The organism is Thermoanaerobacterium sp. CMT5567-10 (assembly GCF_030534315.2).
In the GTDB taxonomy this organism is placed as follows: Bacteria; Bacillota; Thermoanaerobacteria; order Thermoanaerobacterales; family Thermoanaerobacteraceae; genus Thermoanaerobacterium.
The window spans coordinates 393,417-416,802 of the sequence record NZ_CP130558.2; the positions used below are offsets into that span (position 1 = coordinate 393,417).

A 23,386-nucleotide genomic window follows, 5' to 3' on the forward strand; every position below is an offset into this window, starting at 1 on the left:
CCCAATATAGTCTTACTTATAATATTCTCCATAACTTAGATTTTTCCTTCTAAAAAAAACAAAAGAGGACAAAAAATCCTCTCACACAACAATGATACAAATCTAAATAATAATTAATGATTATTAGTAGTATTGCTTTGTTGACTATTTGTCTGCGTCTTATTGTTTGAATTGGCAAATCCAAAATAAGCATCCATTATATCTCTTGCAACATATGCAGTATATGCACCAGAGCCACCTTGATATATCAGTGCTGTAACCAAAATCTGTGGCTTATCATATGGCGCAAATCCAACAAACCAAGCATAATTCTGCATGACTTTCGTACCATGAGACCCTACTTCAGCAGTGCCTGTCTTACCACCAACAGGTATTGGAAACCCCTGAAATGCCGCACTGGCAGTACCTCCTTCTTCAGTTACTCCTTTCATTCCCAGCTTTATAGCGTCTAAGTATTTCTGCGGTATGCTGATCTTATCTAATACTTCTGGCTTTTCTTCCTTAACAATTTTACCATCTGGAGAAACTATCTTATCCACCAAATGCAATCTATATCTTGTTCCACCATTTAAAAGCGTCGATAAATAACTTGCAATTTCTACAGGCGTAAATTGATTGCTGCCTTGTCCTATAGATGCATTTGTCGTATCTACTAAAGTCCACTTAGTTGCATCCATCAACTGCCATATAGTCATCTGCAGTTTTGAATCGGTTATGCCCATTTTTTTTAGCTCTAAAAACGTAGAATAGTCGCTAAAATTACCTTTGTCAATTAAACTTACTATTTTGTCGTACTGTTCTTGAGTTATTTTACCTTCTGGATTTGATTCAGACTTAACCATTGATTTCAATATTGATAAATTATAATCCCTTTTAAACTTCTTGTTGGATATTGTTCCTATCGTCTCATATAATTCTATTCCCGTTTTTTGGTCAAGGCCTAACATATGTGCGTATTCATATATTTTGTCAATCCCCATTCTTCTTCCCATCTCGTAGAAATAGGTATCCGTTGAGTATTTTATGGCCTCAGATACATTTACAGCACCTTGCGTCCTTCCATATTCCCCATACAGCCAGTTTTCCTGACCTGTTAGAGGATATATACCTGGATCAACGTATTTTTCATTTACTGTCGTGACACCAGATTCCAAAGCAGCCAATGCAGTTACCATCTTAAATGTTGAACCTGGAGGCGCTGCACCTTGTGTGGCATAGTTAAAGATAGGACTTGGGTCGATAGTAGCATTTCGCGGTTTAAACAATTCATTTACTACGCTGCTTGGTGGATTGCCTGATGCAAAAATATTGGGATCATAACCGGGTACGCTGGCAAGTGCTAAAATCTCACCGGTATTTATGTCTGTAACGACGACAGCTCCTATATTTGCCGGTAAATACTCACCATGAGGACCCTTTTTTGTTTTTCTTATATTTTCCATAGTCTTCTCTAGTGATTCTTCTGCTACTTGCTGTAGTTTTTTATCTATAGTCAAATACACAGTATCTCCTGGCTTCGGGCTAACCTCATCCAGTTTTTTTATTAATCTACCATAGTTATCTACTTCCACTTGCTGCTTTCCATCTGTGCCTCTTAAATATTTTTCTAGATAACTTTCCAAACCGTAATGCCCAACTAAATCTGTTATTTGATAGCCTTCCTTACTGTACTTTTTCCACTCTTCCGCTGTCATACGTCCAATATATCCTAATGTCTGGGAAAGTAATGTCTTAAAAGGATAAAGTCTTATAGGTTTAACATCTATAATTACACCTGGCAAATCTAGATGATTTTCTTCTATTTCTGCAACTGTCTGCTGATTCGCATCTGTCACTATTTCTACAGGCTTGTACTGGGTATATCCTTGTTCCAGCATCAACTGTTGTATCGCCATTATACCTCTTATATCTTGTGGAGGTAGTTCTTTTGTTATCTTAAATTTGTTTATCAATATTTCCCACGTTTCATATGCTGTAGCATTTTTAGGTATATTGTTGTTCTTCTTCCATTGTGCTTCACGCTGTTTTAAAACTGTTTGAGATACATTGCTTTCATCTGGATTTTGAAAATTGAAATAGGGCATGTTTTTGTTGTCTAGAAATATAGGCAAATCATCTTTATACTTAATTCCGTTTTTATTAAGGATATTTAATAATCTTAAAATCACATCATTTAAATTGACATTTTTGGCATCGCTGCGCAGTAGCTCGATAGAATAGCTAGGCCTGTTTGTTGCAAGTTTAATACCGTTTCTATCGACTATATCGCCTCTTGGAGCTGTAATCGTGATAGATCTTATAGCATTGCCTAAAGACTGCTGTTTATAATAATCACCTTTTATAAGCTGCAAATACACCAGCCTACCTACAAGAGTAACAAGCATTATGGCTATTACCCATCCAAATATATTGAATCTCTTCTTTAAACTTTCACTCAATTTGACCACCTTTAGATCTTAAAAAAAAATTTTTTTGTATTTATATAGCTATTAAACATCACAATATACCTATAAGCAAAAATAGTTATAAAAGAATTGTAGACAGATTGAACAATAATAACATTAAATAAATAAGATGGATTGATGTCATATTTCATAAGGAGCATAGAAAATATCATTATTAGATTGTAAAGAATTGTTCCTAAAAATACAAAGACAAATGCTACAAATGTACTTTCTTTAAATACATTTTTGCTCAACAATCCTGTTAAATAAGCCACAGAAAGAAGGGAAATAGTTACAAAACCAATGGCGTTATTAAAAAGCACATCTACAAGAATTCCTCCAAACAAGCTCAATATAATACTTTCTCTTGTCCCATTTAATAGAGAAAAGGCGATAACCAAAATTAATAAGGCGTCAGGTTTAACGCCTAAAATTGCAATATATCTAAATAATGTAGCTTGAAGGATTATAACAAATATAATTAACAGGTATTTATATATGCTCCTCATTTTAACCTCCATCGTTTCTGTGTCAATCATCATAAAGTACATAGACTAATATAATTAATCTCCCGTAGTTTTCATGTTTGTCACGACTTGTACAAATTCAAGCCTTTCAAAGTCTGCTTCAGGTTTTATGATTGCTTGTTTTAAAAGTGAGCCCTCATCTTTTTCTACTTTCTCTACTTTACCAATAATTAGCCCTCTTGGGAACATACTCATATCTGATGTTGTAATTATGTCACCTTTACTTATCTTGGAATCGATTGGAATATATATCATAGTTAGATTTCCATTGGAATCTCCTCGAATAATGCCATTGTCTCTTGTTCTAACATCAATAGCACTTACAGAGCTATCTACGTCAATAATTGACAGGACTTTTGACCAATTTTTCCCAACGTCTGTTACTATTCCAACCATATTTCCTTTTTCATCTAAAACAGCCATCTTTGGCTTTATCCCATCATCTGATCCAACATCTATATTAAATGTATTAAACCAATTACCAGGATTTTTGCTTACAATATTAGCAGGTTGAGTAGTTATATTTTTATTATTATCTTTAAAGTTTAAAATATCTCTTAGTCTGTTATTTTCATTAATGTATTCCTGCAGCATTATGTCGTTTTTATTTAATTTAATAATCTCTTTTTCCAACGCTGCATTTTTAGCTCTCAATGTCCCAATCTCTCTTATGGAAGAAAAAAAGTTAGATACATTATTTCCTATTGAATAAAAAACTTTTTCTACAGGCGATAAAATACTGCCTATAGCTGATTCAATAGGTGTTATATTGCGTCCCCCACCATAAGTATACGCCATGGCGGATATAAGTGCCACGGCTATTAAAATCACAAATATAAATTGCTTATTTTTGAGAAATCGTGGCACTTTCCCCCTCCTCTCAATTTAACTTATTCGTTGGGGCCAGCACCCTTTTAAACAAAGAACTTTCCTCTAAAATTTTACCTGTACCTAACGCAACACAATCTAAAGGTTGATCTGCTATCTGTATAGGCATACCTGTTTCTTGCCTTATAAGCCTATCAATACCACTTAATAGTGCGCCACCACCAGTAAGCATTATTCCCCTGTCCATTATATCTGCTGCCAACTCCGGCGGTGTTTTTTCAAGTGTCAACTTAATAGCATCCAATATACTTGATACTGGGTCTTTCAAAGCTTCCAGTATCTCGGTGGAAGTGATTTTTAATGTCTTAGGAAGTCCAGATACTAAATCTCTTCCTCTTATATCCATAGTTTCCTCTTTAGCCTTCGGAAAAGCCGATCCAATTTGAATCTTTACTTCCTCAGCAGTCCTTTCTCCTATCATCAGATTGTATTCCCTCTTTATATAATTTATAATAGCTTCATCCATTTCATCTCCGCCGACTCTCAATGATTTGCTTGTTACAATACCACCAAGAGAAATAATTGCTACGTCTGTTGTACCTCCACCTATATCAACTACCATGCTTCCAGTCGGCTCTTCCACAGGCAAACCAGCACCTATAGCTGCTGCCATTGGTTCTTCCACAGTATGCGCTTCTTTTGCTCCTGCTTGAAGTGAGGCTTCAATAACTGCTCTTTTTTCAACTTCTGTGACTCCTGACGGAATTCCTACTATTACCCTGGGTCTAAATAATCCCTTTCGCGGATTCACTTTTCCTATAAAATGATCCAGCATCATCTTTGTTATATCAAAATCAGCTATAACTCCGTCTCTCATAGGTCTTATAGCAACTATATTCCCTGGTGTTCTTCCCACCATCTTTTTAGCTTCTTCGCCTACAGCCAATACAGTATGTGTATCGTTTTTTATTGCTACAACAGAAGGTTCCCTTAAAACTATTCCCTTTCCTTGAACATAAACAAGTGTTGTTGCAGTTCCAAGATCAATACCTATATCCCTAGAAAATCCTTTCATCCTATTTATAACTCCTTCCTTACTTATCAAAATCATAATAACCTCTTTCTTTCAAACTTATACCTATTCCATCACCAATAATAATATGATCCAAAACTTTGATTCCTAACAAATTGCCACTTTTAAAAATCCTATCTGACACTTCAATATCTTCTCTGCTGGGGGTTGGATCACCACTTGGATGATTATGAACCATGATTATAGAAGATGCGGACCTTTCGATAGCAGCTTTAAATACTTCTCTTGGATGCACTATAGAAGTATTTAAACTTCCTATTGAAACAGTGTCAACCGCAATCACCTTGTTTTTTACATTCAGCATAACCACTTTAAAATATTCTTTATTTAGATATCGCATTTCATCCATCAGTAAACTTATGACATCATCAGGCTTTTTTATAATGTAACCATCACTGTACCCCGCAAGAGCCAATCTTCTACCAAGCTCAATAGCTGCCTTTATTTTTGCAGCCTTCGCCAATCCAATTCCTTTGATTTCTGAAAGCCTTTCTACCCCAGTATCAAGAAGATATTTAAGACCATTACCTTCACTAAGCAATCTTTGTGAAAGCATTATTGCACTCTCATCTCTATTTCCTGTCCCTATAATTATAGCCATTAGTTCAGCATTTGACAATACCGATGGACCATATTTAATTAATCTTTCTCTTGGTCTATCATCTTCAGGTAAATCCTTTATTGTAATACGTGATTCCTCTCCCACACTTATCCCCCTTATAGCAGGTTTATATTAAATTCATTTAAAAATATATCGTACAATTTCGATATAGGCAGTCCAACAACATTGAAATAATCACCATTTATTCTCTCTACAATCAATGCCCCATAGCCTTGAATAGCATATGAACCTGCTTTATCTAAACATTCACCTTTTTCTATATAATTTAAGATCATGTCATTGCTGAGATTCTTAATATAAACATCGGTCGATTCATAATCATTAATAAATTTGCGATTTTTTAGTGAAACCACTGAAACTCCAGTATATACCTTATGCCATCTTCCAGATAGCTTCCTAAGCATGGAAAATGCTTCACCCTTGTCCTTAGGTTTGCCTAGTATTTCACCATCTATGACAACAACTGTATCTGCTCCTATAACGATTGAATCATCATCCAATTTCTCAGCAACGCATAATGCTTTTTTTCTTGACAAATCCATAACAATATTTTCTGGTTCTTTCTCTTTTGTTTCTTCTGCTATATTGCTAGGTATCACATCAAAGTCAAGACCAATGTTTGAAAGTATCTCCCGTCGCCTAGGAGAATTTGATGCAAGAACAATCTTCATATACAATTACTTTCCTTTCGCATAATGTCAATTATTTTACTTTGTAATATGAAAATATAGCAATTATAAGACCTAATGCTGTACCTAGATTAAACTTAAATGCCAACATAAACGATATTTTGATAAAATTAAGGTCGATATTTATTGGACTACTCATTCCTATTGTTTGTTGGTATGAAAAAACTTGGACATACTTAGCAAGGAAGTCTCCAACAAATCCGCCTAAAAGAAGACCTACAATCAGCAAAAAAAACAACGTCCCCAATCCCTTGCTTCTCTTCATTCTCCCACTCCTTTTATTTATTTTCTATGATTTCACGTCGTTTTAAAACTTTTCCTTTTAATTATATCATAAATATAATGTATTTCGACACAATCTAATCTTTTTTTAATATGTTATTTATGGTAAAAAAAGCCCCCAACTGGGGGGCCCATCATCTAATCATTCATGGGATATAATTCCTTCTTGCTGTAACTAGTATGGAGTAAGTGATGAGATTTCTCACCAAGTGGACTTATTAAAAATTCCTCATACAGTTTCGTTATCATAGGATTTTTATGAGACTTTCTGATTGGCAAATCTTTATCAGCTTCATATATTGCATTCAATCTCTTGTTTCTTACCAATTCTTTTTCATTTGGATTGTGAATTGGCTGACCACCGCCCATTATACAACCACCGGGGCATCCCATGACTTCTATGAAGTGGTACTCTGCTTCACCATTTTTTATCTTATCTAATAATTTTTTTGCATTTCCTGTTCCATTTGCTATGGCCACTTTTATTTCTTTCCCGCCTATATTTATATTTGCTTCTCTTATTCCTTCTAATCCCCTTACTTCTTTGTACTCAAAATTTTCAATGTCTTTACCTTCAACAATATCAGCAACAGTTCTTAATGCTGCTTCCATAACGCCACCTGTTGCTCCAAATATTACACCAGCACCAGTTGATTCTCCAAGCGGATTGTCGTATTCGCTGTCAGGTAAGTTGACAAAGTCTATTCCAGATTGTTTTATCATACGTGCTAATTCTCTTGTAGTTAAAACAGCGTCAACGTCCTTCATACCATCTGTCATCATTTGCGGTCTGTCTATTTCATACTTCTTTGCTGTACACGGCATAATTGATACAACAAATATATCTTTCGGATCTATTCCTTCCTTTTCAGCAAAATAGCTCTTGATTATAGCACCCATCATCATATGAGGCGATTTGCATGTTGAAAGATTTTCAATAAATTCAGGATAATATCTTTCACAGTAATTTATCCACCCCGGACTGCAGGATGTTATCATAGGAAGCTTGCCGCCTTCATTAATCCTCTTTAAAAGCTCATTACCTTCTTCTATAATTGTTAAATCAGCAGCAAAGTCCGTATCAAACACTTTATCAAATCCTAATCTTTTCAAAGCTGACACCATTTTCCCTGTCACTATTGAACCATAAGGCAGTCCAAATTCTTCGCCAAGTGCAACTCTTACAGCTGGAGCAGTTTGAACCACAACATACTTTTTCTCATCTAAAAGCGCATCGTAAACCATTTTTGTGTGATCCTTTTCGTAAATAGCTCCAACAGGGCAAGCTTCAATGCATTGTCCACAGCTAATACATGGTGAATCATTCAAGCTTCTATCAAACGAAGGAGCAACAATTGTTTTAAATCCTCTATTGACCATACCAATTGCAAAAACATTTTGTACATTATTGCATGTAGCGACACATCTTCTGCACAAAACACATTTATTTGGATCCCTAACAATTGAAGGAGATGAATCATCTTTTGGATATTTTATATTTTCTCCCATAAACCTAATTTCATCAATTCCAAACTTTCTGCTTAATTCTTGCAATTCACAGTTTCCACTTCTAACACATGTCAGACAGCTTCTATCATGCGCAGATAATATCAACTCTAAGTTGGAACGCCTTGCTTCCCGTACGCGAGGTGTATTTGTGAAAATTTCCATTCCATCGCTAACGGGATAAACGCATGATGCTTGTAAATTTCTAACTCCTTTTATCTCAACTACACATAGTCTACATGCACCTATTTCGTTAATTTCTTCCAGATAACATAATGTGGGAATCTCAATATTCGCATATTTTGCAGCCTGTAATACTGTATAATTAGCAGGCACTTCTACAGGAATTCCATCTATAGTTATTCGAACTTTATCCATATTTCGCACTCCTTTCATTACTACTTCTTGTATATAGCATCAAATGGACACTTATCCATACATGTTCCGCATTTAATGCACTTATTTTGATCAATAACATGCGGCTGTTTTATTTTTCCTGAAATAGCATTTGTAGGACAGTTTTTAGCACATATTCCGCATCCTTTACACTTTTCAGGATCAATTCTAAATCTCAAAAGCGCCTGACACACACCAGCAGGACATCTCTTCTCTTTTATATGAGCCTCATATTCATCTCTGAAATACCTAAGCGTCGAAAGAACAGGGTTTGGTGCAGTCTGACCAAGTCCACATAGTGAAGATGCTTTTATGGAATTGGCAAGAGTTTCAAGTTTTTCAATGTCTCCCTCTTCACCCTTTCCAGATGTAATCTTATTTAGCAATTCAAGCATCCTTCTCGTACCTATACGGCAAGGTGAACATTTACCACATGATTCGTCAACTGTGAATTCTAGGAAGAATTTTGCTATATCGACCATGCAATTATCTTCATCCATCACAATAAGGCCGCCAGAACCCATCATTGATCCTATGCTTAAAAGCGAATCGTAATCAATAGGTGTGTCTAGATGCTCTGCTGGAATACATCCACCGGAAGGACCACCAGTCTGAGCTGCCTTAAACTTTTTACCGTTAGGAATTCCCCCACCTATTTCAAATATGATTTCGCGAAGCGTTGTACCCATAGGAATTTCTACTAATCCTGTGTTGTTTATCTTTCCGCCAAGAGCAAAAACTTTAGTACCCTTTGATTTTTCAGTTCCTATACTTGAGAACCATTCTGCACCTTTTAGTATAATTGCTGGAATGTTCGCATAAGTTTCAACATTGTTGATAATCGTCGGTTTCTCCCATACACCTTTTACAGCAGGGAATGGAGGTCTTGGTCTTGGTTCACCGCGTTTTCCCATAACAGAATTTAGAAGTGCTGTCTCTTCACCGCATACAAAAGCTCCTGCTCCAAGCCTTATTTCAATATCGAAGTCAAATCCTGTATTAAAAATATTTTTACCTAAAAGTCCATATTCTCTAGCTTGATCGATAGCAATCTGAAGTCTTTTTACCGCCAAAGGATATTCAGCCCTAACATAAATATAACCATGGTTAGCTCCTATTGCATACCCTGCTATCGCCATAGCTTCTAAGACGCTGTGAGGATCTCCCTCTAACACACTTCTGTCCATGAATGCACCAGGGTCCCCTTCATCAGCATTACAAACGACGTATTTTGGTGTCTCCTTCTGGTTATAAGCAAATTCCCATTTCACACCAGTAGGGAAGCCACCACCACCTCTACCTCTTAACCCTGATTTCTTAATTTCCGATATAACTTCTTCCGGAGTCATTTCTGTCAAAACTTTTGCCAAAGCTTTATATCCATCAAATGCAATTGCTTCTTTTATATCTTCCGGATTTATAAGTCCGCAGTTTCTCAAGGCCACTCTTTGCTGTTTTTTAAAGAATCCAGTTTCTTCTAGAGGCTTTATTCCTTCTTCTGTTACGCTTTCGCCATAAAGATATTTTTTTACAATTCTTCCTTTTAGTAAATGTTCTTCAACAATTTCAGGAACATATTCTTCTTTAACACGGCTGTAAAAAACACCTTCGGGATATACAACCACAACAGGACCTAGTTCACACAGTCCAAAACATCCAGTCCTCACTACTTGAATTTCTTTATCAAGGCCTTTATTTGCAATTTCTTCTTCAAAACACTTTGCAATCCTATCTGAATTTGACGATGTACATCCAGTACCACCGCATACCATAACATGTGATCTATATAACATCTACAGCCCTCCTTTATTCAACATTACTAATAGTCCATTCTTTAATTGGATGTCCATTAACAACATGCTCTGCTACAATCTGTCTAGCTTTGTTTTCATCAACTTTTATATAAGTTACTTTCTCTTGTCCTGGAATATATACATCAACCATTGGCTCATACTTGCACATGCCAATACAACCTGTCTCAGCAACGACAACATCCGTTATATTTCTTTTACCAAGTTCATCTAATATTGCCATCATTACAGGTCTCGCACCAGCAGCTATGCCACATGTAGCCATTCCTACAGTTATCCTTATGCCATTTCTATCTTTCCGAAGATTTACTTTCTCTAAAGTTTCTCTTCTAATCTTTTCTAACTCTTCAATTGATTTCATATTTACACCTCCATGACACATTTTAGATTTTCGGTCAAATACTCTCGCAACCATTTTAATACAGATGGTTCAGAAATTTTCACGCCGTCCAATACTTTTTTTATCTCAACTGTGTCAAATTTAAAAATTTTCTCGTCTACTTTAATGACAAACAATATTTCAACTTCACTATCTGAAATAATCAGTGAAATTATAGTAGAAGGTATATCACCGATTGGTATTAAATCAACACTAGAAATTTTAAAAGTTCCTTCAACATGAGTGCCGATACCCTTTTTAGACTCGATTTTTGCGTCTCCGCCACACTGTTGAGCTAACTCTTTAAAAAACGATAAACCTAATCCTACTTTTCGCTCTTTTCTAGTCGTTGTAAAAGGATCAAAAACCTTCTGTAAAAATTCCTTTTCCATACCACATCCATCGTCATCTACAATAACAGTAAGCAAATCCTTACTATGATCAATGTCAAGTTCAATTTTAATATTTTTTGCACCGGCCTTTAGGCTGTTTTGTGCAATATCTAAAATGTAAAGTGACAACTCTTTCATATTTATTTAATCAAACTTTTTCAAAATATCATCAACATCATCAGGTGTCAATCTTCCAAAGACTTCGCCATTTATCATCATAACCGGTGCAAGTCCACAAGCACCTAAGCAGCGAGTCGCTTCAAGTGAAAACTTGCCGTCGCTTGTTACATCTCCAACACTTATTCCAAGTTTCTCTTTCAATTTTTCCAATACCATCGCAGAACCTTTTACATAACAAGCAGTCCCAAGGCATAAACCTATTTTGTACTTTCCGGATGGCTTCAAAGTAAACCTAGAATAAAACGTCGCAATACCAAAAATTTCTGTCAGCGGTACATTCATTTCTTCTGAGATAAATTGCTGTACTTCAATAGGTAAATATCCAAAAATTTCTTGTGCTTCATTCATAACAGCAATCAGCGAACCATCGACATTTTTTAATTCGTCAATTACTTTTTTAAATTTATTTACCTTTTCTTCGTCAAATTTTTCATAAATTGCTTGCATCTAATACCCTCCTTTTGAATAATTTTAGAACTTTTAAATATAATAATAAGACATGATTATTATATCATATGTTAATTAATTTTTTAACAGGTTTAAAATAAAATTTTTTATTTTCTGATAATCCCGACTAATTTGATATGTTTTTATTAACTGCAAAGCCATTCTACGATACTTTCAAAATCATTGCACTCTATATAATGGATTCTTTCATTTATATCGCCTAGTCGGTGCGCATCAGAAGACGAAATTGTCTTGTGCTTTTTTTGATATTCACTTGTATTTCCTACTATACTAAAATCAGAAGATACTTCAACCGTCTTTAGATTAGAAATATTCGGTATAAACCCTAAATTTGATATGATGCTGTAGGAAGTACGATCTACATGGGCAGGTACAGCAGCACCTTTCCCATCCATCATTTTAAAAATATCATTAATAGAATAGCCGCATGAAGTTAAAAGCAGCTTTTCTTCTTCCGCAATAATGTTATCATCTTCATCCATAATAAGCTGTTCTCCGAAAATAGATTTGTTATTTTTTATGCATTCTAAGCTGTCATAAATTATTTTTCCAAAGCTTATGCAGTCAAAAATATCAAAAAAATAACATAATATATGAACCTCTTCCTTTGTCTGAACTTCTATTCCGGGAATTAATTTTATCCCTTTAGACTTGCTTAATTCGTAAATAACTTCTACATTTTTTGCGGAATTGTGATCAGTTATTGATATCACATCAAGTCCTTTTAACACAGCCATATTCACTATGTTATTCGGAGTCATTTCATTATCAGCACAAGGCGATAAAGCAGAATGGATGTGCAAGTCGTAGTAAAACTTCATTTGATCAACTCACTCAATCTAATTGCTGCATCATATGATGTACCACTAAATGAAATAACGGGTATATTTTCCTCATCAGCTTTTACTTTAGCATTTTCATCAAGTTTTTCCCCTTCACAAATAATTATACAGCTTATTTCTGTCATTAGCGCAACAGCAACTACATTTACATGAGTCTGTATCGTTATCCATGCACTGCCGCTTTTAACATGAGACATTACAAAACTCAATAAATCACATACGTAGACGTTGCTTATTTCTTTTTCAATTCCACCGCTTCCTGCCACAAGTGTAAATTCCGAATTCAAAATATCTTTTACTTTCAAGATTTTACCTCCTTATCACTGCCTATAACAGGCGGAATTTTAATTGACAACTTATTAATCTCTTCAGCCAATATTTTAATCCTGTCCTTCAATTTAAAGATACAGTCGTACTCACTAGCATAACCTTTAACTATGTCTTCCGCAAGGGCTCTGCAACCAGGTGATCCACATGAACCACAGTCAAGACCAGGAAGATTTTTGTATATTTCATCAATTAATTTCATCTTATCTATAGCTTTGTCTATATCATCGTCAAGATTTAAAACATCGCTTTTTTTAAGTTCTACATTTAGCATAAACGCCCTATAATCTGCTACTAAATGCTTTTTGATATTAGCTTCTTTATTAAGTTTTTCTTTTATCTTCATTATTCTATTTCTCGCTACGAAGTTATTTTCAACAGTTAATGGACCTCCAACGCATCCACCAATACACGCCAGTCCTTCAAAAAAATCTATATCATTTAACTTTCCTAATTCTATCTCTTCAAGCACATTTATCACATTTTGGATTCCATCCACAAAAAGGCAGTTTTCCAGTGATGTGCCATAGGACTCACCACCTGTATTTGCCCAGCCAACACCAATCATTGATGAAGCATGCTCTACACTTTTATCCCGAGATCTTCTATTGTCCAAAATCATGCTATATATATCATGCATTGAAAAAACACCGTCTATATATGATTTTTTAATGCCTATGGGGTTCTTTACGCTAGTCACTTTTGCAGCACATGGTGATATGAAAAATACTCCTATTTCCTCATCATTAAGACCTGTTTTCTTTTTTGCCTCATCTTTAGCAATTTTCCCAGCAACTTCTACAGGTGGCATAATATCTAAAATATTGTCAATCAATGATGGAAATCTCTGTTGTATAAGACGTACAATTGCAGGACATGCAGATGATATAATAGGCCTTTTAAAGTTTTTTATCTTTACTATAGTTCTGGTTATATATGAAACAATATCAGCCGCGTATGCGACTTCAAAAACTTCGTCAAATCCACATGATTTTAAAGATGCAAGTATATCTCCAATTGTCATGTCTTTAAATTGGCCGTACAGTGATGGTGCAGGAAGTGCTATCTTGTATTTGTAATTTTTCATCATCTCAGTATCATCAGTCACAACGATTTTAGCATGATATGGACAAACTCTAACACATTCACCGCAATCAATACACTTTTCCTTAATTATTTTCGCTTTACCATCTCTTACACGTATTGCCTCTGTTGGGCATCTTTTTATACAGTTTGTACATCCTTTACATCTATCTTTATCAAGAGTTACAGAATGAATATACATTACAAACAACCACCTTAAATATTAATTGTCATGACGATTTTGGTACCATTCTCATCATGATTGACAATGTCCATTACATCAGCATTTCTTTTCATATTAGGTAAACCCATTCCTGCTCCAAATCCCATCTCTATTACCTCTTTTGGAGCCGTAGAATATCCTTCTGTCATCGCAAGTTCTAAATCTTTTATGCCTGGCCCAGTATCTTCCGCTATAATAACTATTTTATCTGAATATATTTCAAAATGCATTTTACCACCATATGAATGAATAACGATATTCATCTCCGCTTCATAAGCTGCTATCGAAGCCCTTCTTACAATATCTGATGGTACAGAAAGCATCAGTAAAGTCTTTCTAAATGCACTTGACGATTCCCCTGCAGATGAAAAATCTCTTGCTTTAACATCAAATTCCATTATATATGGCTTCACGATTAAGAATCACTCCCACAATTAAGTCCATTTTTGTATAAAAGGCCACATGCAATAAAAAGAGGATAATCAGTTTTCATAACGACAATTGAAGCAGAATCAGCCATTTCCAAAATCTCACATCCAGGTTCTTTGCCCCTTACAAACACAATACATATGATATCACCTAAGACTTCTGCTGTCCTTACAACTTGTACATTTGTAAGTCCCGTTAGCAGCAATGATTTCTCATCTTTAGAAGCTAAGACATCACTCATAAGGTCTGCGCCGCAAGCAGTATTAACTTCTTCTGACAATCTCTCATGTCCGCAAAGAACTTCCGCTTTTAATATTTCTCTTACTTCCGCAAGCTTCATGCTACACTCCCCTATTTCAAAGAACTCATCTTACTATAATATTCCATTATAGAATCAATAAACAGCTTCTGTGTTAAGCCATAAGCATTTCCATCATTAAGCTCAAATGAAGTTTTAATATCTTTAAAATTGTTTAAAATATGACCATTAATAGCCATTGTACTCTCTACAATTTTTTTTAAATTATTATCACTTCTTATATTATAAGGCACTTCACTGTATTTTTTAAAGTACAACTCTGTCTCATCTATATCTTTTTCACTGGCAATTCCAAAAGCTATTTTATATGACAGCTCGGATAAATGCGATAGATTATTATAAAAGCTGTTTATATTATCTAATGCAATCTTTACATCATCTTTTGAATTTTCCTCGTAAGATATTTCATAAATAGGACCATTGTTTATAACAACAGACGATATGATACCACTTTTATTAAGTTTTAAACTTAAATTATTGGCTTCATCTTTATCAATAAAATATCCTACGCTTAAAATATATTTATCATTGCTTTTTATTGATTCCCCATAAATTCCTTTCATGATAAGCAAATTTAAATTGTAGTCTGCATCCCTTTCATTGTCGTATTCTCCTATTTTAACAATATAATAATTTAATTGAGGAATTTTAAGAGAATAACTGTACTTAGTGCTGCTGCTTATTTTAGATAAGTAAGGTCTTATCAAAAACTGTGTTATTAAAAAGCCTATTAACATAGAAACAAATATTGATAAAAATAATAAAAGAACACCTTTTTTTAAGTTAATTTTAACATTTTTCTTACTTTCTTCTTTTGCATACACCATAATCACCTATAAAATATATTCTACATAAATGCTTAAATTCCTTTTTAAACTACTTTAAATTATTTCTTAGGACTATTTTCTCATTTTTTAAAAGTTAAAGGATTTTTTCAATTCATGTCGAATTATATATAAAAAAGGAGGTTTTTGAATTGGATTATATTAATTCATTGATTGAAAGCAAATTTAATGAAATCCAATCACGGCTACCTGTAAATATAAACCTCACAAACCAGAATAATTCATTTCAGGATATTTTAAATAACTTAATAAGTGAAGGCTCTGTAAATACAAATAATTATGTGACTGAAGCAAATAAATCAGCAAATGTAAAACCAGTTAATGTAAACAAAACATCGATTGCTGATATAGCTGATTACATTAGTGAAGCTTCAAAAAAATATGGAGTTAGTACAGAATTGATAAATGCTGTCATAAAAGCCGAATCAAATTACAATCCGTATGCTGTATCAAATGCTGGTGCTATTGGTCTTATGCAGTTAATGCCATCGACTGCTCAATATTTAGGAATTGACAACCCTTTTGATCCTGAAGAAAATATTGATGGTGGTACAAAGTTGTTAAGTCAACTGCTTAACAAATACAACAATACTACTCTGGCTTTGGCAGCTTACAATGCTGGGGAAGCAGCAGTAGATAAATACAGTGGCATACCACCATATGATGAAACAGTAAACTATATAAATAAAATCATAGATGATTTATCAAAATAAAAAAAGGGCCATGCACGTAATGTGACAACCCTTTTATTATTTACTGCTTATATTTTGCATTTTTATACCTTTGCTGTGCACTTAATATCTTTTTCCTCAGCCTTATGCTTTTCGGTGTAACTTCCACAAGCTCATCATTTGCTATAAACTCCAATGCTTCTTCAAGAGACATCTCTCTTATAGGTGAAAGCCTTAATGCCTCATCTGCAGTTGCGGAACGCAAATTAGTAACATGCTTTTTCTTGCATACATTGACATCTATATCCTCACTTCTAGAATTTTCACCAACTATCATACCTTCATACACTTCAACACCAGGTCCAACTAAAAGAGTTCCTCTCTCCTGCGCATTGTAAAGACCATACGTAGTTGTTGTACCAGTTTCAAAAGCCACTAGAGAACCTCTAGACCTTGTTGGTATATCACCTTTGTACGGTTCATAATCATAAATGACAGACGTCATTATCCCATTTCCTTTTGTATCTGTAAGAAATTCAGAACGGTATCCAATAAGGCCTCTTGTTGGTATTTTAAACTTAAGCCTTAGCGTCCCTGGTTTTAATGTATGCATGTCCATAAGCTCCCCTTTTCTAGAGCCCATCTTCTCCATAACCACACCCATAAAATCCTCAGGTATGTCAATCGTCACAAGCTCTATAGGCTCATGCTTGACACCATTTATCTCTTTTATAATAACAGTGGGTTTAGATACTTGCAGCTCATACCCTTCTCTTCTCATGGTTTCTATCAAAATAGATAGATGTAGCTCACCACGTCCAGATACCTTAAATGCTTCTGTCGTCTCTGTCTCTTCCACCCTTAATGCAACATTTGTTTCAAGCTCTCTAAATAGCCTTTCTCTAAGGTGTCTAGATGTAACATACTTGCCTTCTCTTCCTGCAAAGGGACTAGTATTTACTCCGAAAGTCATTGAAATTGTAGGTTCTTCTATCTCGACAAAATCAACTGGCTCAGGTTTTTCAGGATCCGCTATAGTTTCACCTATTTCTATATCGCTTATACCTGATACAGCCACTATATCACCTAGCAAAGCATCCTCAACTTGAACCCTTTTTAAGCCTTCATATTGGTATAAATTACTCAGTTTTACATTTTGTACAGATCCATCTCTTTTACATATAGCGACATTTTCACCTGATACGATTTTGCCTCTTACGACTTTTCCAATAGCGATTCTCCCAATATAATCGTCATAATCAAGTGTCGTAACAATAAGTTGCAGTGGGTCATCTATATCGCCTTCTGGTGCCGGAATCTCTTTTAAAATCGTATCAAAAAGTGGGCGCAAATCAACTGATTCATCTTTTAGATTTAATTTAGCAACCCCTTCCCTTGCAGATGCATATACAACAGGAAAATCAATTTGATCATCATCAGCACCAAGCTCTATAAACAAATCAAGAACCTCGTCAATCACCTCTTCAGGTCTGGCATCTGGTCTATCGATTTTATTTACAACTACAATAGGCTTTAAATTAAGCTCTAAAGCTTTGCTCAATACAAATCTGGTCTGAGGCATTGGTCCTTCAAAAGCATCTACAAGTAATAATACACCGTCAACCATCTTTAGTACCCGCTCTACTTCACCGCCAAAATCTGCATGCCCAGGTGTATCAACTATATTTATTTTTACACCATTGTACCTAATAGCAGTATTTTTTGAAAGAATCGTTATACCTCTTTCTCTTTCAAGCTCATTTGAATCCATTACTCTTTCTTCAACTTTTTCATTTTGCCTAAAAATGCCACTCTGCTTAAGCATTCCGTCTACTAAAGTTGTCTTTCCGTGATCAACATGTGCTATTATAGCTACGTTCCTTATATCATCTCTTACAAACCCCATCTAGGTTATCTCCTTCCACATAAAAGCAAATTTTATACAATATATTATAATATATTAATATGCCTAAATAGTCAACAAACGATTAAAGTTACAAAAGGCATTAAAAAAAAGACACATGAAAGTGCCTTTTTGTCTCTATATTATTTACTGTATTACTCTTCTGGCTGTGGCATAGTGAGTGCTGTAATAGCCATCGTTAAGTGAACTTATCATGACTTTTCCTGCACCTGATGAGGCATGCATAAACTCTCCATTCCCTATGTATATACCAGCATGATTTATTATGCTGCTACCTAATGTCTTAAAAAACACCAAATCACCAGGCTGTAAATTTCCTCTGTCTACATATATTCCAACTGTTGCTTGGCTTGAAGCAGTTCTCGGAAGATCTATCCCTACACTTTTTAAGACGTACTGTGTAAATCCAGAGCAATCGAATCCAGAAGGTGATTCACCACCATAGACATATTTAGTCCCTAAAAACTTCTTACCAAAGTCTATCAACCTGGAAACAACACTCCTATCAACATCCCCTCTAGACACTGTGCTAGATGATGATCTTAAAGAAAGGTATTGCCCATATATCCATCCAACAGTTCCATTAGATAATTTTATATTGTACCAGCCATTTTCCTGTCCAAGTACAGTGACAGCGTCATTCCAATTTAATTGAGTTATTACTTTTGATGATAAACTACCACCACTTCTGATATTTACATTATTTCCTGTCACAATGCCAGTTCCAAGATTATCTGCGTAAACATGCGTCAACATTGAAGAACCTACAAGTGTCATACCGAAAACGGATACACCAAAAACTAATTTACTTAATCGACAATTCATAGCTAATCTCCTTCCTTTTTGCCTCCGGAGTTAGTTGACGGGTGCGGAATAAGAAGGTATCCCTACTGCTTATAGCAGATTAACCCCAAAACATGAAAATCCTCCGTACCTAAATAGGATTCGGCAAGATTGCTAATATGTACAAGTTTCTTTCATTTTATCAGATATTATTAATAAAGTCAATGTTTTCATAATAATTTTTTAATATTTTTTTAATATTTCCTTAATATATTTTATAAAAAATTTATAAATTTGTTACAATCTATGTAAATAATCTCTCTAATATAGTATAATTTTATTTAACAATACAGAAAGGGGATCTAGATGAGTCAGATAATCATACTTCAAAAAATATCAATAAGCATTATAATAATTTTTTTAGGCTATGCAGTAAAAAAGATGAAATTTTTACCGAATGAAACTGGAAAGGTATTAAATAACTTCATCATATATATAACTCTACCTGCCAGCATTGCAAAAGTATTTTTTACTACGAAAGTAAGTACAAATCTATTCATTTTAACATTTTCTGGATTTGTCATGGGCTTTATTACTTTTCTTATTGGGCTTTTAATTTTTAAAAATGCCAATTTAAAAAAAGAAACTAAAGGCACGCTTATGATTTCACTATGTGGGTACAACATCGGTCTTTTTGCATTTCCTTTTATTCAGCAGATATATGGTAGTAATGGACTTTTACACATTGCTATGTTTGACATGGGTAACTCATTTAACGTCTTTGGAATTGCATATATTGCTGCATATGTATTCTCCCAAAGTAGCAAAATAGATATAAAAAAAGTTTTAAAAAAAATCTTATACTTTGTTCCATTTGATACATATATTATTGCATTTACTTTGAATATATTGGGATTTAAGTTTCCAAGCTTAATCGTTAATCTGGTGGAACAAATTTCACTGCCAAATACTACCTTAGCCCTTTTCGTAATCGGATACTTCCTTGATTTTAATTTAGATAAAGACGAATTAGTATCACTGATAAAAGGCCTTATTATAAAGTACATACCTGGTATAGTATTGTTTATTACACTGCCACTTTTCTTCAGCACAGCTTCAATGACAATTAAAGCCATAATGCTAGGCTCAATAATGCCAACAGCACTAGTAGCAGTAATATATTCAGATGAGAGGAATTTAAACGTAAAACTTGCCTCTATATTTATAACATCTACAACCATTATCACTATCATATTTATGTCACTTATAATGCTAAAGTGGTAATAAACATAAAAAATAAAGCCTTCAAGGCTTACTTTTATGTAAAATATCTATTTTCATTTTGGTGCGGAGGGCGGGACTTGAACCCGCACGGATAACTCCATACGCCCCTCAAACGTACGCGTCTGCCTATTCCGCCACCCCCGCGCGTCTTCATCGTTAACACAATAGTCATTATATAATGTTTTTTAATTTGTGTCAATACTTTTTTATACGACTACATAAACTTATATTACAAAATATTAAATTGCAAAATGCAAAAAATAAATTATATTAAATCAAGCAAGAATAAGTTTCTTGCTTGATTATATTATTCTCTTTAATTTTTTATTTTCTATTCTCCCAGGAATTCTGCCTCTTTTAGCAATAGGTTCTCCTTCTACCTCTTTAATATCCATAGTCATATCTATTGGTGGAGCGTCTGATATATAACTTCCAACGCCAAATGCATCTGCACCACTCAATGCAAGTTCTTTTATTCTTTCAGGTGTAAGCCCGCCAGACACAATAATTTTGACGTTATTGTATCCTTTTTGATTAAGCCTCTGTCTTAGTTCATAAACGAGGCTGGCCGTAACGCCTCCTCTTTCTGACGGTGTGTCTAACCTTATTCCGTATAACCTATCGCCAAGATATTCAGCAACTCTTAATGATTCCTCTATCTCATCCTTAAATGTATCAACTAAGATAGTTATTTTCTCATCATCAGGCGTTATTTCACTGTATGCTTTTGCTATAGGTAGTGTATCACCAGCAATCAGAAATGCTGCATGTGGGACAGTTCCTTTCGGTTCTTTTCCAGCAAGTTTTGCTCCTAGTATGCAGCTTGCATCATCTGCACCACCTATAAGTGCAGCTCTTTCCATAACAGGTGCTACCGCTGGATGTACGTGTCTTGCGCCAAAGCAAAGGAGCGGCTTATCTGGAATAGCTTCCTTTAACTCTCTTGCTGCAGTTGCCCACCCACAAGAGCTTGCAAGTATCCCTAATATGACGGTCTCATATGTCCCAAATTCATTGTAAGGTCCAATGATTCTCATAACTGTTTCTTTTGGTTCAAATGTTTCTCCTTCATTTATAGACCATACTTCAATATTTTTATCTTTCAAAATACTTTTTACTTCTGGCAAGCCTGCAAAAATTCCATTTTTTCGTGCAAATATCTCTGCTGTAACGACTTTACCATCGATTCCTAAGTGTTTTAAAATATCCTGTGTTCTTAAAAAATATACATCTGTCGTAGCGCCATTCTTTATTTCTTCATGTGTTGCAGAAAAAAATTCCCTATTTTCACTCACCTTAACTTCCCTTAGATCTTCAAGATACTTTATCATTTTCATATGTATTCTCCCTCTCTATAATCGAAATATCTTAAGTATTATAGTTGTTATACCGAGAGCTATCATTGGACCTATCGGTGCACCTTTAAAAAAGCTTACTCCAATTACTGTGCCTAGCAAAACGCCAACTACCCCATTAGTGTCTACTTTCATCGTATCAAGACCTACAGATGCCAATACAGCCACAATTATCCCAGCGATAATTGTAATAAGGCCTTCAATGCTTTTCGAGGCATTTATAAAATCGCTTAATGATACCTTATTCAAGGCAAGCGGAGATAGAGCTCCCATTGTCAATATTATTATACCAAGATTCACCCCATTTTTCGATATATATTGATTAATTATTTCTAGATTCATAAGCTTAATAAGCAAAAGCATTGAAATAGCAGCTGCAACATTGTTATTTTTCCCTACAATGCTGAAAAATAACATGACAGAAAGAAGCGCAACACCAAAATCCATATAACCCCCTCACAATTTCAATTCAAATTATTCATACAAGCTCTTGTAAATCTTGTAGTATTTAGTCACCTTTTTGATGTATTTATCCGTTTCTGAAAAAGGTACCTTTTTTAAATTGCTGCCATTTTCTGAATATCTTTTATCCTTCAACCAATTTGAAACATTGCCGCTTCCACCATTATATGCTGCAACTGCTAAAGTGATATTGTTATTAAATTGTTTTAAAAGATATTTTAGATACCACGTCCCTATGTTTATGTTATAATCGGGATTATACAGCATATTTACATTAAAATTTTTTATACCTATGTAATTCGCCACCCAAATTCCTGTCTCAGGAATGACCTGCATAAGGCCTATAGCACCTTTACTGGAAACAATGTCAGGATTAAAATTGCTCTCTGCCTTTATCATAGCAAAAACCAAATAAGGATCGACACCATATTGATTTGAATAAAAGTATACCTGCTGGCTGAATTTTTTAGGATATAGCTGCTTTAAAAACCAGTTGGTTTTAACGCCATAAACTGTCAAAATGGTAAATATTACTACAATAATTACTGTGACTTTTTTAAATTTCAATATAATACCTCCAGATGTTCTATTTTGAAAATCGTCCCCACAATAATTCAACCTGCTTTTTTATAGCATTAAAGTCCTTACAATTATTAATGATAAAATCGGCATACTTCATTTTGTCTTCTATAGACATCTGGCTTTTAATACGGTTCAAAGCATCATTGTAATTCAAATTGTCTCTTTTCATGAGTCTTCTTATCTGAGTTTTTTTGTCTACTACTACAAGCCATACTTCATCTACCATATTAAAAAGCCGCATTTCAATGAGAAGAGCCGCATCTAAAATAATTGCCTTCTCTTTACCATTTTTTCTTTCTTCTTCTATTATTTCTTTTATTCTCCTTATTATTTCCGGATGTGTTATTTCATTTAGTCTATTTAATTTCTGTTTATCAGCAAACACAAGGTTACCAAGCTTTTTTCTGTCTATTTCTCCATCTTTTCTTAAAATTTCTTTTCCAAACTCATTAACTAATATATTATATGTTTTAGTACCTTTAATCATAATCTCTCTTGAAACAACATCTGCGTCAATTATAAATGCCCCAAGACTTCTAAGTATCGATGATACGGTGCTTTTCCCAGACGCAATTCCACCCGTCAATCCTATAACCTCCATCATAGCACCTCCTGTCTATATAATGTAAAAGTGCCTATT

General features: G+C 34.5%; 26 protein-coding genes, 1 tRNA gene and 1 riboswitch. Of the genes, 2 read left to right on the plus strand and 25 right to left on the minus strand.

Annotation, left to right across the window (positions count from 1 at the left end; all coding sequences use genetic code 11):
• Positions 1-113 precede the first annotated feature (113 nt).
• The 18 genes from Q2T46_RS02165 to Q2T46_RS02250 all read right to left on the minus strand — a co-directional run bounded on the left by Q2T46_RS02165 (position 114) and on the right by Q2T46_RS02250 (position 15,667).
• Positions 114-2,438 carry a penicillin-binding protein 2 gene (locus tag Q2T46_RS02165; protein WP_303264463.1) on the minus strand — a complete coding sequence of 775 codons (2,325 nt, stop codon included), beginning with the start codon at positions 2,436-2,438 and terminating at the stop codon, positions 114-116.
• Positions 2,439-2,449: 11 nt separating this feature from the next.
• Entirely contained in the window at positions 2,450-2,953 is a 504-nt protein-coding gene (gene mreD / locus Q2T46_RS02170) for a rod shape-determining protein MreD (RefSeq protein WP_303264462.1), read from the minus strand.
• Positions 2,954-3,007: 54 nt separating this feature from the next.
• Positions 3,008-3,838: a rod shape-determining protein MreC gene (gene mreC / locus Q2T46_RS02175; protein ID WP_303264461.1), complete on the minus strand. Its 831-nt coding sequence runs from the start codon at positions 3,836-3,838 to the stop codon at positions 3,008-3,010.
• A 13-nt stretch (positions 3,839-3,851) separates the two neighbouring features.
• Positions 3,852-4,874 carry a rod shape-determining protein gene (locus Q2T46_RS02180; protein ID WP_303265828.1) on the minus strand — a complete coding sequence of 341 codons (1,023 nt, stop codon included), beginning with the start codon at positions 4,872-4,874 and terminating at the stop codon, positions 3,852-3,854.
• Between the two features lie 19 nt (positions 4,875-4,893).
• On the minus strand, positions 4,894-5,598 hold the full coding sequence (radC, locus tag Q2T46_RS02185) for a DNA repair protein RadC (protein WP_303264460.1): 705 nt from the start codon (positions 5,596-5,598) through the stop codon (positions 4,894-4,896).
• 11 nt (positions 5,599-5,609) lie between these two features.
• Positions 5,610-6,185, minus strand: coding sequence for a nucleoside triphosphate pyrophosphatase (locus Q2T46_RS02190; RefSeq protein ID WP_303264459.1), 576 nt, complete (start codon positions 6,183-6,185; stop codon positions 5,610-5,612).
• A 31-nt stretch (positions 6,186-6,216) separates the two neighbouring features.
• The gene (locus Q2T46_RS02195; protein ID WP_303264458.1) at positions 6,217-6,468 is read right to left on the minus strand and encodes a DUF4321 domain-containing protein; all 252 of its coding nucleotides are present in this window, start codon (positions 6,466-6,468) and stop codon (positions 6,217-6,219) included.
• A gap of 155 nt (positions 6,469-6,623) precedes the next feature.
• Entirely contained in the window at positions 6,624-8,369 is a 1,746-nt protein-coding gene (locus Q2T46_RS02200) for an NADH-dependent [FeFe] hydrogenase, group A6 (protein WP_303264457.1), read from the minus strand.
• 20 nt (positions 8,370-8,389) lie between these two features.
• Positions 8,390-10,180 (minus strand): NADH-quinone oxidoreductase subunit NuoF, encoded by a 1,791-nt coding sequence (gene nuoF, locus Q2T46_RS02205; protein WP_303264456.1) that lies wholly within the window; start codon positions 10,178-10,180, stop codon positions 8,390-8,392.
• A 13-nt stretch (positions 10,181-10,193) separates the two neighbouring features.
• Entirely contained in the window at positions 10,194-10,559 is a 366-nt protein-coding gene (locus Q2T46_RS02210) for a ferredoxin (protein ID WP_303264455.1), read from the minus strand.
• A gap of 2 nt (positions 10,560-10,561) precedes the next feature.
• Positions 10,562-11,107 carry an ATP-binding protein gene (locus Q2T46_RS02215; protein WP_303264454.1) on the minus strand — a complete coding sequence of 182 codons (546 nt, stop codon included), beginning with the start codon at positions 11,105-11,107 and terminating at the stop codon, positions 10,562-10,564.
• Between the two features lie 6 nt (positions 11,108-11,113).
• Positions 11,114-11,596: an NAD(P)H-dependent oxidoreductase subunit E gene (locus Q2T46_RS02220; protein ID WP_303264453.1), complete on the minus strand. Its 483-nt coding sequence runs from the start codon at positions 11,594-11,596 to the stop codon at positions 11,114-11,116.
• Positions 11,597-11,742: 146 nt separating this feature from the next.
• Positions 11,743-12,438 (minus strand): PHP domain-containing protein, encoded by a 696-nt coding sequence (locus Q2T46_RS02225; protein WP_303264452.1) that lies wholly within the window; start codon positions 12,436-12,438, stop codon positions 11,743-11,745.
• Positions 12,435-12,764 (minus strand): DRTGG domain-containing protein, encoded by a 330-nt coding sequence (locus tag Q2T46_RS02230; RefSeq protein WP_303264451.1) that lies wholly within the window; start codon positions 12,762-12,764, stop codon positions 12,435-12,437. The genes Q2T46_RS02225 and Q2T46_RS02230 overlap by 4 nt, the downstream gene beginning before the upstream one ends.
• Entirely contained in the window at positions 12,761-14,071 is a 1,311-nt protein-coding gene (locus Q2T46_RS02235) for a [Fe-Fe] hydrogenase large subunit C-terminal domain-containing protein (protein WP_303264450.1), read from the minus strand. Before Q2T46_RS02235 ends, Q2T46_RS02230 begins: the two co-directional genes overlap by 4 nt.
• A gap of 14 nt (positions 14,072-14,085) precedes the next feature.
• Positions 14,086-14,490 carry an ATP-binding protein gene (locus Q2T46_RS02240; protein WP_399388499.1) on the minus strand — a complete coding sequence of 135 codons (405 nt, stop codon included), beginning with the start codon at positions 14,488-14,490 and terminating at the stop codon, positions 14,086-14,088.
• Positions 14,491-14,507: 17 nt separating this feature from the next.
• The gene (locus tag Q2T46_RS02245; RefSeq protein ID WP_303264448.1) at positions 14,508-14,861 is read right to left on the minus strand and encodes a DRTGG domain-containing protein; all 354 of its coding nucleotides are present in this window, start codon (positions 14,859-14,861) and stop codon (positions 14,508-14,510) included.
• An 11-nt stretch (positions 14,862-14,872) separates the two neighbouring features.
• Positions 14,873-15,667, minus strand: a complete 795-nt coding sequence (locus tag Q2T46_RS02250; RefSeq protein WP_303264447.1) for an SPOR domain-containing protein — start codon at positions 15,665-15,667, stop codon at positions 14,873-14,875.
• Positions 15,668-15,816: 149 nt separating this feature from the next.
• Between Q2T46_RS02250 and Q2T46_RS02255 the strand changes: the two genes are divergently transcribed.
• Positions 15,817-16,398: a lytic transglycosylase domain-containing protein gene (locus Q2T46_RS02255; protein ID WP_303264446.1), complete on the plus strand. Its 582-nt coding sequence runs from the start codon at positions 15,817-15,819 to the stop codon at positions 16,396-16,398.
• 40 nt (positions 16,399-16,438) lie between these two features.
• On the opposite strand, the gene typA is transcribed toward Q2T46_RS02255, so the two are convergent.
• Both typA and Q2T46_RS02265 read right to left on the minus strand, forming a co-directional pair.
• Entirely contained in the window at positions 16,439-18,262 is a 1,824-nt protein-coding gene (typA, locus tag Q2T46_RS02260; RefSeq protein WP_303264445.1) for a translational GTPase TypA, read from the minus strand.
• A gap of 144 nt (positions 18,263-18,406) precedes the next feature.
• On the minus strand, positions 18,407-19,105 hold the full coding sequence (locus Q2T46_RS02265) for an SH3 domain-containing C40 family peptidase (protein WP_303264444.1): 699 nt from the start codon (positions 19,103-19,105) through the stop codon (positions 18,407-18,409).
• A 5-nt stretch (positions 19,106-19,110) separates the two neighbouring features.
• A riboswitch (cyclic di-AMP (ydaO/yuaA leader) is annotated at positions 19,111-19,241 on the minus strand.
• 188 nt (positions 19,242-19,429) lie between these two features.
• Between Q2T46_RS02265 and Q2T46_RS02270 the strand changes: the two genes are divergently transcribed.
• Entirely contained in the window at positions 19,430-20,347 is a 918-nt protein-coding gene (locus Q2T46_RS02270; RefSeq protein ID WP_209454416.1) for an AEC family transporter, read from the plus strand.
• 59 nt (positions 20,348-20,406) lie between these two features.
• Here the strand turns inward: Q2T46_RS02270 and Q2T46_RS02275 are convergent.
• The 5 genes from Q2T46_RS02275 to coaE form a co-directional block, all read right to left on the minus strand.
• Positions 20,407-20,491 (minus strand) — tRNA-Leu (locus Q2T46_RS02275).
• A 158-nt stretch (positions 20,492-20,649) separates the two neighbouring features.
• Positions 20,650-21,684 carry a nicotinate phosphoribosyltransferase gene (locus Q2T46_RS02280; protein WP_303264443.1) on the minus strand — a complete coding sequence of 345 codons (1,035 nt, stop codon included), beginning with the start codon at positions 21,682-21,684 and terminating at the stop codon, positions 20,650-20,652.
• A gap of 15 nt (positions 21,685-21,699) precedes the next feature.
• Positions 21,700-22,149, minus strand: coding sequence for a DUF441 domain-containing protein (locus tag Q2T46_RS02285; protein ID WP_303264442.1), 450 nt, complete (start codon positions 22,147-22,149; stop codon positions 21,700-21,702).
• Between the two features lie 27 nt (positions 22,150-22,176).
• Entirely contained in the window at positions 22,177-22,731 is a 555-nt protein-coding gene (locus tag Q2T46_RS02290) for a lytic transglycosylase domain-containing protein (RefSeq protein WP_303264441.1), read from the minus strand.
• Between the two features lie 19 nt (positions 22,732-22,750).
• Positions 22,751-23,347, minus strand: coding sequence for a dephospho-CoA kinase (gene coaE / locus Q2T46_RS02295; RefSeq protein WP_013297591.1), 597 nt, complete (start codon positions 23,345-23,347; stop codon positions 22,751-22,753).
• Positions 23,348-23,386: the final 39 nt, after the last annotated feature.